Genomic DNA, 12,440 nt, shown 5'->3' with positions numbered 1-12,440 from the left:
AATCGTTTCCTGCTAATTATGTTTGTAAAAGTTGCTCCTCCTGTTGATGTATACGCACTTTGGTAATGTGCAGCCTACACCTACAAGTCTGCAAACCGTATCGCCAGCCGTTGGACAGCTGGGCGATTGAGAGTCTAGATTAATTATTTTAACTTAAGTACATCCTGTGGATATAGTTTCTACTTGTGTTGTTAGCTGGGAGCGGCTGGCCGGGTTTTGTGATGATCGCCAACAAGGGAAGCGATCGCGTTTGGATTCCTGTACCTTAATAGATCGCTTAACATCTCTTTAGCATACTGGAGCGATTTTGGCAAGGGTATTTCCAAGTCAAAGTTCTAAATGTCACAAAGACCTCACAAAAGAAACAGAGTCTTCTGGTGACAAAGCCTCAGATAAGTGCGATGATCGTGAACCCAGATCGGGTGTGTTGACTACAGAAGCCGTTGAACTGCTTGTACTTAAATGGTTTAAAGTATCCACAAAATCTTTAATGCTTTGGAATTGGCGGTAGACAGAAGCAAAGCGTACATAAGCGACTTCGCTGAGAAATTGGAGTTTACCGAGAACCATCTCGCCAATTTCACTGCTTGTGACCTCTCGCACCTCTCGCTGCTGGAGTTCTGATTCAACCTCATCAACGAGAGCTTCGAGTTGGGTTTGGGGAATACCCGTTTTTTGGCAAGCACGAACGATACCGCGCAGCAATTTAGAACGGTCAAAAGATTCCTTGCGACCGTCCCGCTTAATCGCGGTAATGGGAACAAATTCTATTTGCTCGTAAGTCGTGAAGCGACGTTTGCACCTCAAACATTCTCTTCGTCGCCGGATACTTTGTCCTGCTTCTGCGGAGCGGGACTCAAGGACGCGATTATCTGGGTAGTGGCAGAAAGGACAGCGCATTTTGTCAACTCCTTTAATTTGTTGACCGTTATGCTAGGGCAGATGCTCCAGCAAGTTAAAAAAGCGAAAGCCAGCTGTTACTTTAGATCTGGCTGATGGCGATATCGCCAGATGAGTAGCAGCGGCTTCTGTTGTTAAACAGTTGCTTTTAGAGCTGGGAAGATGCTTGAGGCTGACTACTTCTTCTCAATGCGAGGAGGTTCGCGGAATGCGATCGCAAAGAAGAGGACGCCCACCGCCAGAGTGAAAATCAAAATGTAAGCAATGCTTTCCATATCAAAACTTCCTGACTATTCAGTCGCTTATTAGTCTACCAAAGGATTGGGGCTAGAAATAGTTTTGAGGAATGAGGAATGAGTTTTGAATTATAAAATTTAACTCAAAACTCAAAATTCTTAACTCAGAACTCTCCAAGTCCCCAATCATTTAGTTGGTTTACACAGGTTCCGTTCTGCGGGTACTCTTGTCACCCACTTTCTGGAAGAAGCCCCATTCGACTTGCTCTTCCGAAAGTTCAGGATCTACACCTGCAAACACATCACGGAAGAGGGTACGAGACCCATGCCAGATGTGACCGAAGAAGAACAGTAGTGCAAATACAGCGTGTCCGAAGGTAAACCAACCACGGGTACTGGTGCGGAACACCCCGTCAGAGTTGAGGGTTTCCCGATCGAACTCAAACGGCTCACCGAGTTGGGCCTTACGAGCAAACTGCTTCACCCTGGATGGGTCATTAAAGGTTTGACCATTCAATTCGCCACCGTAGAGGGTTACGCTGAGGCCAACTTGCTCAAAGCTGTACTTAGATTCAGCGCGACGGAATGGGATGTCAGCACGAATTACCCCATCGCTGTCGGTCAAGATCACTGGGAAGGTTTCAAAGAAGTTGGGCATCCGACGGACTGTCAATTCCCGCCCTTCAGCATCTTTGAATACTGGATGGCCCAGCCATGTTTGGGCAATGCCATCTCCCTTGTTCATCGGACCGACGCGGAACAGACCGCCTTTGGCAGGGCTGTTGCCAATGTAGTCATAGAAAGCCAGCTTTTCAGGAATAGCAGAGTAAGCTTCTGACAGGCTGGCACCTTCTGCCAAACTTGCTTGCACCCGCGCTTGGATCTCTTGTTTGAAGTAGCCTTTATCCCACTGGTAGCGGGTCGGGCCAAACAGTTCGATCGGCGTGGCGGCAGTGCCGTACCACATAGTACCGGCGACGACGAAGGCAGCGAAGAATACAGCGGCAATACTGCTAGAAAGTACTGTTTCGATGTTCCCCATCCGCAGCCCTCTATAAAGCCGCTCTGGAGGTCTAACAGTTAAATGGAACAAACCGGCAATAATACCGACAACACCCGCAGCAATGTGGTGAGCCACAATGCCACCTGGGTTGTAGGGGTTAAAACCTTCCGGCCCCCACGCTGGGGCCACGGCTTGGAGGTGGCCAGTTAAACCGTAAGGGTCGGAGACCCACATACCTGGGCCAAAAAGTCCCGATAGGTGAAAGGCACCGAAGCCAAAGCAAAGAAGACCGGACAAGAACAAATGAATGCCAAACATTTTTGGCAAGTCGAGAGCTGGTTCGCCAGTGCGGGGGTCTCTGAAGAGTTCCAAATCCCAGTAAACCCAGTGCCAAACTGCTGCTAGGAACAGCAGACCGGCAAGGATAATGTGAGTGGCTGCAACGCCTTCAAAGCTCCAGACGCCGGGATTGTTTGCCGCTTCGCCAGTGATGCTCCAACCACCCCAGGATTGGGTGACGCCTAAGCGTGCCATGAATGGCATCACAAACATCCCCTGACGCCACATGGGGTTCAGGACTGGATCGCTGGAGTCAAAAATGGCTAGTTCGTACAGGGCCATAGAACCGGCCCACCCTGCTACGAGGGCAGTGTGCATTAGGTGTACAGAAATCAATCGCCCCGGATCGTTCAGAACGACTGTGTGTACTCGGTACCAGGGTAGTCCCATTGACTACGATCCTCCTCGATAAGTGATGTATAATTCAGCGAACTTTTATGCCGTTTCTTAAGGTTCTAAATCCTGAGGCTGTCCGCTTAATGTCCAATATTTAAGACACTTGAGCAGTTTAACAATGCCTTTAGGAAAATGAGAGCGTTTAAAGAAGTGTAAACCTTGTCGCTGCCCATTGCAAGCAGGTTAAACTGGCAAATTCATCCCAGCGATTCGGTTCAACTGTCTTGTTGCACTTTACGATCGAGGTTGCTGGCGGATGTCAGGGAACGGCGCTGCCGGGCCAAAGCCCCCGCTTTTCTTTTTCAGGTACGTCCATTAACCAAGAATCGCCCGAATTCAATTCCGGCGAGTGTCAAAAAACTATAGCTTCGATATTATTCAGTTGGCACATAGCCTGACCCGCTGCCATTCTTTCCAGCACTTGTTCGGCTGTGATGAGCCGCTTTAGAACTACTTGACCGATCGCTTGGGCGGCTGGGCCTACTTCGGCAGTCGCTAGTGGCTTAACTTCTACGGTTAGGATAGCGTCTTCCACCCGATAGAGCCATAACTTTTCATTGTTTTCTACTAGGCAAATACTCATTCGCTCAATACTCGGTTGGCGTCGCCAAGCCGTTTCGTTCCATAGGCCATCAGACGCCCATACTCTGCCAAAAGACCATCCATCAGAAAGAAAAAAATATTTCACAGGCTTCTTTTTGCAACTGTGTTTGTCAAATTATGACCTGTTTGGGTAACAATTGAGCCGCCTTGGTAGTTTTTGTGGTTTTGACGTCCTCATAGCTGCTCCCAAGTTACACCCCCCGCGTGTCCGCATTGTGGATTATACAACAGGACGCTCAGTCTGAAAACCCAGCGGCTCGATCGCCGACGATCGGGCCTTGGGTCGGGTGCGATCGCTCTTGGCAGCAGTAAAATCAAAATATGCTCTTTTAACCCAGGAGTGCGATCGCATCCAATGCGATCGGTTAATTTAACGCCTCCAAAGTAAATTGAAATCCCTGGAATTACACCTAAATCCTCTAATTGTACCCATCCCAGAGAGGCGATTTTAATATATTCATTTCGTCGTAAGCGTAGGCAAAAATAGGTCTCGGCTTGACTTCTCAACCATTCAGCTAGGTCTACAGAACAAAATTCTCTATCCCCTAATACCACTTTTTGATAATTCTTTAATAACGGCAATACTTTAGAGAGTACTGCTATTTGTTTTGAGCTATTTGTATTACCTAATTTAGGGAGAACTACAAAATAGATGGTCATGGCTCTTTTTTCATAAATTAAACTGACGACTATTAAATTAATTAAACCCCATTGAGTGCGGTCAATCGCGATGTATAATACTGAGGTTGGTTCAAAATTATTGGTCAACCAATAACTGAATAGTGGCCACCAAATTTTTTCTCCTGTTAGGTGTGGTAGCGAGAGAAATCTTTGCAGCTTCTTTCGCCGACTTTCAAATAGAATTTTCTGGGGAAATTGACCAGCCAATTCTTCTAATTTTACGCTTCGATGCTGTTGTCACATGACAACCAACATAGATAAAATTAAAAACTCGGCTCTTTTTAGTTGCGTTTCTAGGTATTGGGTGTAGAATGTGAGTAGTAAATTCATTTTTTTCAATTGGGTAGGTCTTCTTGAGAATAGCAGACCTATTTTTGTTTGACAACAAACTGTAAAACCCGCACGCAGTAAGGGTTTTACAGTTTGTTGTCACCCCGTCATGCTATACATCTATACGAATACCCAGATTTTCTCACAAAAATAATGTTGTTGAAAAGTGCGAAGCGATCGCTATTAGACCCCAGAAACCCGGTTTCTTCAAGAAACCAGGTTTCTGATGTAAACCCAACTTTTTACAAGTCAAAAGTTGCTTTCACCATTGGTTCGCCCATAATGCGATCGCACCGGAAACCCAACTTCTCGCTAATGCGCTGCATCGCCATATTATCTGTCAAGATATCCGCAGTAATGCGATCCAATTTTTCATCGCCAGCAATTTGCACCAACCGCCGCAGCAACTCCGTACCCAAACCTTGACGTTGGAAGCGATCGGCGATCAGCATAGAGAATTCAGCTTCATTGGTGCCGTGCAACTTGCTTAACCTGCCTATACCAATAATTTGGTGCAAACCAGTTTCAGGATTGATGTGTTCTGCAACCAGCGCCATTTCGCGATCGTAATCGATAAAGCACAAACGGGACAACCGATCGTGGGCGATCCGCTGACTCAGTTTCACCAAATGTGCATAGCGCAGATAAACGCTTTCCTCTGAAAGCATTTGATGGAATTTGACCGCTAGCGGTTCATCTTCTGGACGAATGGGACGAATTGTGACCAACATCCCATCTTTCATCGTAAAAGGTGCGATATATTGACTCGGATAAGGACGAATGGCAGGTTTAGATAAATTGTCTTCGCTGGTATCCGGTTCGTGCAATACCACCCGCGCATCCAGTGCAATTAATCTCTGCGGTGAAGCGAGTAGAGGGTTAATATCAATTTCCTTTATCCACGGTTGTTCGACAACTAACTGGCTAAATTGCACTAACAGCTGTTCCAATGCGGCGATATCGACTGGATCTCGTCCGCGCACACCTTTGAGGGCAGTGTAAATTTTGGTTTGTTCCATCATCCGCCGCGCTAAAGTGCTGTTAAGGGGCGGTAGCGCTAAGGCTCGATCTTTGAAAACTTCCACCAATTGTCCGCCAGTACCGAATAACAGCACTGGGCCAAATTGCGGATCGGCACTGCTACCCAGGATCAATTCGTAGCCTTCAATTTTGAGCATTGGCTGAACTGTGACGCCTAAGAAATGTTCGGCACCAACTTTCTGAGTAACGGAATTTTTGATACCGTTGTAAGCACCTCTGACCGCGATGGCATCTTGTATTAACAGCCGCACACCACCCACATCTGTTTTATGGGTAATAGTTTCCGAATACAATTTCAAAACAACTGGATAGCCAATTTTTTCTGCTAACTCTACTGCTTCTTCTGGAGTGGTGGCGATGCGGGTGTCTACTGTGGGAATACCGTAAGCGCTGAGGAGTTGTTTAGATTCATATTCTGTTAGAATTGTGCGACCAGCTTGGCGTGCGGTTCTGATAATTGTTTCTGCCAAAACGCGATCGCACTTCTGTTCCCCGCAATCCTCCGGCAATACTGGAGTTTCGTAAATACCGCGCAGGTTGTAGCTGTAGCGCCACATCAAGTTAAATACGTGGGCAGCAGCATCTGGATAAGGGAAAGTAAAGATACTAGCGCGGTTAAGAATTTCCTCTCCCGCTGCAACTTCACCACCACCCATCCAGCTAGCCAAAATTGGCTTGCGGTGTAAAGATGTTGACTGCAACTTTTCTGAGTGCAAAGTCTTGACAAGTTGTTCTGCTGTCTGAGTTGGATTGCTCATCGCTTGAGGAGTTAGGATAACGAGCAAACCATCGCTGTTGGGATCTTTGGCAATAATTTCTAGGGATTTGGCATATCGTTCCGGCTCCGCATCTCCTAAAATGTCGATCGGATTGTGCGTACTAGCCGCTGCTGGCAAAATTTCCTTTAGCTTTTCCTCTGTGTCTTTGGACAATTCCGCCAGTTCGCCACCCTCGGTAATTAGTGCATCGGTAGCAAGTACCCCTGGGCCACCGGCATTGGTGAGAATGGTAAGACGCTTTCCTTTTGGACGCGGTTGCTTTGCCAGCACCTCCGCCATGTTAAACAAGTCATCGATAGTATTGACGCGCAATACACCCGTGCGTCGGAAAGCGGCATTCAATACCTCATCGCTGCCAGTTAGCGACCCGGTGTGAGAAGCCGCCGCTTTTGCAGCCGCCTCGGTTTGTCCCACCTTAATGACGATAATCGGTTTGCTGAGGGCGACTTCTCGTGCGGCGGAGAGGAATGATTTCGCATCGCCGATCGATTCCATATACATAACGATACTTTCCGTGCGGGGGTCGTCGCCTAAGTAATAAATTAAGTCCCCCCAGCCCACATCGAGCATCGAACCGATCGAAACAAACGCACTGAAACCAACGTTTTCGCGGAAACTCCAATCGAGGATAGCGGTGCAGAGTGCGCCGCTTTGACTGATAAAACCGACATTGCCGGGACGAGCCATCGCGCTGGCAAAAGTGGCGTTTAGTCCCGATATCGGACTCATGAGGCCGAGGCAGTTAGGGCCAATAATTCGCATCCCGCCGCGACGCGCTTGTTCTAGGACTTGTCGCTCTAATTCGATACCGGAAACGCCAGCTTCTTTAAAGCCAGCAGATATAATAATTGCTCCTTTTACCCCCACATCAACGCATTCGCTGATTACCCCCGGTACTGTTGAGGCGGGTGTTACCACAACAACGAGATCGACCTTTTCCGGTACTGCGGCGATGTTGGGATAAGCTTTAATACCGAGTACGCTGGGGCGTTTGGGGTTGACGGGAAAAACGGTGCCGCCAAAGGGACTGGTAATTAGGTTCCACAGGATGGTGCGTCCGACGCTGCCTGCTTTTTCGGTTGCGCCTATGACGGCAACGTTTTTTGGTGCAAAGATGGCATCGAGGGGTTGATGCTCGTAACGCAGTACGTCATGGGCGGGATCGGTGGTTTGTTTAATTGGTGTTGGCGTTTGCATCTAGACTCCTGTCGATCTACCTATTTCAGTGAATCGCTGTTTCAGTTATCACATTAACGAAATTAGCTCATCGCTGTCAGTTGGTTAGACTACGCAATGAACCTTTTGGCTATAGGTGCTACTAAACAAAAACTCAACCGCAAGCAAGGGCGGTTGAGTGCGATCGCGATTTGATTAATTCAGGAAACGATTAAATCGGCAGTATTAAAGCTTTTTTTTTGTAATTCCGAAAATTCCTGGGCTTCTTTTTGAGAGGTTTTGTGTATTGGATTACAGTTCTCTTGTGCAGTTTCGCAACTTTCCGACTGGGCCGTAAATAGTGGCGTTCCTATATGGCAACCCTTCCACGCACCTTGCACTGATACGCCCAGCATTTCGCAAGACCCGCCCCGGCGGCCAATAGGTTTGTAATATTTACAATACTTGCACGCTGAAACAGGAGGATTTAGGGTTTTCATAAGAGGATTCCTTTTAAAAGTATTTTCATGCCAAAACTGGCCTACCTTTTTTAAAGTATGCAGCAAAATTTACAAGTCTGCTTAACTTGTAGTATTTGCAATAAAAACATTGCATTTCATTACAAAAAATCATGAATGGAATTTACACTACCGTTAGTATTAACTCTATTTAAGTTAAGTAAACGCAACATCAGTTCAGATTACCTATATTTTGTGATTCCCGACACACTAATTGGGCAAGTAATTGCGTAATTAGTTCCATTCAGATGAGTCATTATGTGTGAAGTGTAGATGAAGCCATCTGGCTAAAGTTCCCGATGGCTTCATCTACCCGTAGGCAGAGGGCGAACGCTCTTAGTTACCCTAGACAGTTTTTAGGCACAGGTATGGCGCGATCGGTAGCAATAACTTCTTTAGCGTTGCTTTTCTGGTAAACTTCGTTAAATTCTGCGCCCAAAATCAGAAAGCCGATATTAAGAAGGGTGGGATAATGCCTTGACTGGGATCTAGGTAACTGGCGTTTTCAATGGCTGCCTGGATGAGTTCGGCAGCATCTTTGCCAATTAAACTTTGGATTTGGGTTACCAGTTCTCCTTTTGCCGCCTTTTCGCCGAAGATTGCACCTGCTAGAGCTAGAGCAATCACCAACAGCGGTGCCAGAGAAAACACGGTATAATATGCAAGTGCAGCAGCCATCAGCGAAGCTCGATCCTGTCTCCACTGAGAAAATGTTGTTTTCAGCAACACCCAAATTGTTCTGATACTCATCGATATAGGCTCCAAGCTGATAGGTTACCAACTGCAAAGCCATTTTTTCCCGACGAGAAGATTTTACATCAGCACCACAAGAGGGAGTTTGAACTTTAGGCGCAAGATTGGAGACGCTGCTAGTTCCCGAAGCGGATTTTATAATTGTGTGAGCAAAAGCTGTTAACAGATAAAATCAATGGAACCAACAACATCGAATAAGTTGAGTGACGAAGAGATGCGATGGGCGATCGCCGAGGAAGCCAAAGTCGAACTTGAGCGACTGAATCCAGATTATCTCATCGATTCTTACGATATAGCTGACCCTGAAGGTACAAGGCGATCCATAAGGTTTGGGGATCTTCCCCTAGAGGTGCAGGAAGGTATTCGTAGAGGTTTAGAGTCGAATGCACGCGGTGAATCTACCCGTTGGGAACACGGACAAACAGGCAAAACTTCGTAGTTATCGCGCTGACTCATGACTAACACCGCTTATAATTTAGGGTCATCGATGCTTTTTTCCCAGGATAGAACGCTCATTTGTTCTATCCTGCACTTTACCACTAAAGGTGACAGAAAAGATGCCCTATGAAATTTGGAAATCCTTAGAAGCAAGACAAAAGCTGCAAGAATTGGAGCCAAATGACAGCGCGACAGCGCGACAGATACAGGAGCGATTGAACAGGTTAGCGGTTGACCAGGAAGATTTTATCACTGGCGCTCCAGAAAAACTAGAATCTTTTACTGTAGGAAAGTTAATTGTTATTTATCGAGTTGGGCATAGGCTGAGAATCGTCGATGTTCTAGACATCAAAGAATTGCCATAGCTTTCGCGTAGCGTGCCGTAGGTATATCGCGTAGCTGATAGTTCAACGTATCGTCTTTAAGCTAATAGCTTATGGCTTGATTATTTTGACAGGGGATCGCACCCTTCACCCCTCCATCAAAAACAACCGCAGCGGATCTAAACCGATATACCAAGGCAAAGGTGTATCTTTAAGAACAGCCCACTTTTCTTTAAAAACTTCCGCTTGCAAATGATAATCCTTAGCATTTACTGGCGGCGCGTGCAGCTTCAAATAAAGAGTCATTCGGTGAGGAGTTTCGCTTGTCTGCACCACCCAACACAAAAACGTATTCTCTTTATTATCATCTTCTGGAAAAGTGAAATGATGAGCGCGAATTCCCACATACGCCAACGTCTGAGGAATTGGCTCAATTACCCGCAAAGTACAACCCCAATCTAAAGCTTCAACCTCTCTTATTCCCTCCTTATCAAAATGGATTTGGCAGACATCTGCGCGAGAGAAATTCTTGCATCCAGTCAATTGCGCTACAGTGAAAGTGCGAGGATGCTCAAAAATCTCTTCCTTCCCACCATAAGCAGCCGCTTTACCTTCCGAAAGTACCAACAAATTTTGACAAATTCGATAAGCTTCTTCCAAATTGTGAGTAACAAATAACGTCACGCCTCGATAATCAGAAAGCGTCTCAATTAACTGTTTTTCCAACTGACTGCGTAAGTAAGTATCGAGGGCAGAAAAAGGCTCATCTAACAGCAAAATTTCGGGTTTAATAGCCAAAGCCCTCGCCAAAGCCACTCGCTGCTGCTGTCCACCAGAAAGTTCGTGAGGATAGCGGTTTTCCAATTCCTGCAATTGCACCAAAGTTAGTTGTTGTCTTACTCGCTGAGTTATTTCTAACTTGGATAACTTTGGCAAACCAAAAGCGATATTTTCAGCGACCGTCATGTGAGGAAATAAAGCGTAATTCTGAAAGAGAAACCCAACCCGGCGCTGATGACTGGGTAAGTTAATTTCTCTTGTCGAGTCAAACAAAACCCGCCCATTCAGAATAATTTGTCCCCGCGTAGGAGTTGACAAACCAGCAATACACCGAAGCATCATGCTTTTGCCAGCACCGGAAGCACCCAACACGCCCAAAGTTTCTCCAGCTAGGTTGAATGCGACTGATAGGGAAAAGTCAGAAAGTTGCTTTTCGATATTCACAAATAGTTGTGAATTGTGCTGATGGAATTGGCTTTGGAGAATTTGGTATTGATAATTTTTCTTTTTGCCTATTCCAGATTTCCGATTCTCCAACCAATAATTAACAGCCGTGAGAACTGATAAACAAATAGATAAAATAACCAAAACCCAAATTAGGGCTAGATTCATATCCCCCGCTTCTACTGCAAAATAGATAGCTAATGGGATAGTTTGCGTCTGTGCTGGAATATTGCCAGCAAGCATCAAAGTTGCACCAAATTCACCCAACGCACGGGTAAAAGTGAGAATTGTTCCCGCTACAATTCCTGGTAATGCCAAAGGTAAAGTAATCCGCCAAAATACTCTCCATTCGGAAGCTCCAAGCGTTCTGGCAGCACTAATAAGATTAGGATCGATTTGTTCAAATGCTCCCAATGCTGTTTTGTACATCAGCGGGAAAGCTACTACTGTTGCTGCGATAACTGTAGCAGGCCATGAGAAAATAATTGTTATTCCCAATGACAATAATATTTGTCCGATCGGGCCGTTTTTACCAAACAACAATAACAACAAAAGACCGACTACTGTCGGTGGTAAAACGAGAGGAGAAATAAGAATTCCTTCTATTAATCCTTTGCCTTTGCCGCTATATCCCAGCATCCACCTTGCTGCCGCAATTCCTATAAATAAGGTAACGATGGTCGCTATGAAAGCGGTTTTTAGGGATATCCATAATGGGGATAAGTCATTAATCATTTAAAATTTAAAATTGCAGATTTGAATAAGAGTGATATTGTCAAATTATCTGTTGTCACCGTTGGTTATAATTTTACCACAGATGAAGACAGATGAACACAGATGAACACAGATAAGAATAATCACAAGAATTTTTTAGGTAACCCATAACCTAATAACTAGCAACTTACGTTATTAGCTATTAGCCATTGTAAAACCATACTTTTGAAATACGGCTTTGGCGGGATGGCTAGACAGAAATTGCACAAAATCTGTGGCAATAGGGATATTTTTGCTGTTTTTCAGCACTGCTACTGGATATACAATAGGAGAATGTAAATTTTCGGGTGCGATCGGCCCCTGTTTAACTCCATTAGATTGCTTGGCATCAGTTATGTAAACAATCCCAGCATCCACATTTCCAGTTTCCACGTAGGTAAGCACCTGACGCACGTTGTTGGCGTAAACAATTTTCGGTTTGATTTGCTCGAAAATACCCAGATTTTGTAGCACTTCTTGTGCATATTGTCCAGCCGGTACACTCCTGGGTTCACCAATCGCAATTCGCTTTACCTGCGAACTGCTTAAATCTCTGAAACTCGTCAGTGCAGGCGCATTTTTAGGTGTAATTAAGACAATGCGGTTATTCAGCAGAGTTTTGCGAGTTTCTGTAATCAGCAATCCCTTTTCCTGCAAAGCATCCATTTGTTTGGCTGCTGCTGAGAAAAACACATCAACGGGGGCCCCTTGTTCGATCTGTTGCTGGAGGGCACCGGAAGCGCCAAAGTTATACGTAACGGCGATATTCGGCTTGCTGCGCGTATAAATTTGCTTAATTTCTTGCAAAGATTCGGTGAGACTAATGGCGGCGGATACCGTCAGCGACGTTCGCCCCTGCGCGATCGCAAAATATCCCGTTTTTACATAACCGAAGCCGACTGTTAACAACGCTACAGCAGCTATTCCGGCGATAAAGGTAACGATCTGTCTTCTTTTCATTTGTTTGA

General features: G+C 45.7%; 12 protein-coding genes. 2 read left to right on the top strand and 10 right to left on the bottom strand.

Annotated elements, in window-relative coordinates:
- Positions 1-342: 342 nt before the first annotated feature.
- The 8 genes from nrdR to LAY57_RS05235 form a co-directional block, all read right to left on the bottom strand.
- Complete coding sequence (gene nrdR, locus LAY57_RS05270; RefSeq protein ID WP_249065266.1) at positions 343-900, bottom strand: transcriptional regulator NrdR; 558 nt, start codon at positions 898-900, stop codon at positions 343-345.
- 176 nt (positions 901-1,076) lie between these two features.
- On the bottom strand, positions 1,077-1,175 hold the full coding sequence (locus LAY57_RS05265) for a photosystem II reaction center protein T (protein WP_249065264.1): 99 nt from the start codon (positions 1,173-1,175) through the stop codon (positions 1,077-1,079).
- A gap of 160 nt (positions 1,176-1,335) precedes the next feature.
- On the bottom strand, positions 1,336-2,868 hold the full coding sequence (psbB, locus tag LAY57_RS05260; protein ID WP_249065262.1) for a photosystem II chlorophyll-binding protein CP47: 1,533 nt from the start codon (positions 2,866-2,868) through the stop codon (positions 1,336-1,338).
- A 358-nt stretch (positions 2,869-3,226) separates the two neighbouring features.
- A complete protein-coding gene (locus LAY57_RS05255; RefSeq protein WP_249065261.1) occupies positions 3,227-3,562 on the bottom strand; it encodes a hypothetical protein in 336 nt (111 codons plus the stop codon).
- Positions 3,563-3,651: 89 nt separating this feature from the next.
- On the bottom strand, positions 3,652-4,245 hold the full coding sequence (locus LAY57_RS05250; RefSeq protein WP_249065260.1) for a transposase: 594 nt from the start codon (positions 4,243-4,245) through the stop codon (positions 3,652-3,654).
- A gap of 485 nt (positions 4,246-4,730) precedes the next feature.
- Complete coding sequence (locus LAY57_RS05245) at positions 4,731-7,505, bottom strand: bifunctional acetate--CoA ligase family protein/GNAT family N-acetyltransferase (RefSeq protein WP_249065259.1); 2,775 nt, start codon at positions 7,503-7,505, stop codon at positions 4,731-4,733.
- Between the two features lie 179 nt (positions 7,506-7,684).
- The gene (locus LAY57_RS05240) at positions 7,685-7,963 is read right to left on the bottom strand and encodes a hypothetical protein (protein ID WP_249065258.1); all 279 of its coding nucleotides are present in this window, start codon (positions 7,961-7,963) and stop codon (positions 7,685-7,687) included.
- A 459-nt stretch (positions 7,964-8,422) separates the two neighbouring features.
- The gene (locus LAY57_RS05235; RefSeq protein ID WP_249065257.1) at positions 8,423-8,731 is read right to left on the bottom strand and encodes a YhjD/YihY/BrkB family envelope integrity protein; all 309 of its coding nucleotides are present in this window, start codon (positions 8,729-8,731) and stop codon (positions 8,423-8,425) included.
- A 178-nt stretch (positions 8,732-8,909) separates the two neighbouring features.
- On the opposite strand from LAY57_RS05235, the gene LAY57_RS05230 reads away from it, so the two are divergent.
- On the top strand, positions 8,910-9,173 hold the full coding sequence (locus tag LAY57_RS05230; RefSeq protein WP_249065256.1) for a hypothetical protein: 264 nt from the start codon (positions 8,910-8,912) through the stop codon (positions 9,171-9,173).
- A gap of 118 nt (positions 9,174-9,291) precedes the next feature.
- Positions 9,292-9,537, top strand: a complete 246-nt coding sequence (locus LAY57_RS05225) for a hypothetical protein (RefSeq protein ID WP_249065255.1) — start codon at positions 9,292-9,294, stop codon at positions 9,535-9,537.
- A 105-nt stretch (positions 9,538-9,642) separates the two neighbouring features.
- On the opposite strand, the gene modB is transcribed toward LAY57_RS05225, so the two are convergent.
- Together modB and modA are read right to left on the bottom strand one after the other, a co-directional pair.
- On the bottom strand, positions 9,643-11,454 hold the full coding sequence (modB, locus tag LAY57_RS05220) for a molybdate ABC transporter permease subunit (RefSeq protein WP_249065253.1): 1,812 nt from the start codon (positions 11,452-11,454) through the stop codon (positions 9,643-9,645).
- Positions 11,455-11,628: 174 nt separating this feature from the next.
- The gene (gene modA / locus LAY57_RS05215; protein WP_249065252.1) at positions 11,629-12,432 is read right to left on the bottom strand and encodes a molybdate ABC transporter substrate-binding protein; all 804 of its coding nucleotides are present in this window, start codon (positions 12,430-12,432) and stop codon (positions 11,629-11,631) included.
- Between the last annotated feature and the right edge of the window lie 8 nt (positions 12,433-12,440).

It is taken from the genome of Argonema antarcticum A004/B2 (genome assembly GCF_023333585.1).
In the GTDB taxonomy this organism is placed as follows: Bacteria; Cyanobacteriota; Cyanobacteriia; order Cyanobacteriales; family Aerosakkonemataceae; genus Argonema; species Argonema antarcticum.
Note: the sequence above shows the minus strand (reverse complement) of the source record. Positions and strands in the feature narration are given on the sequence as shown.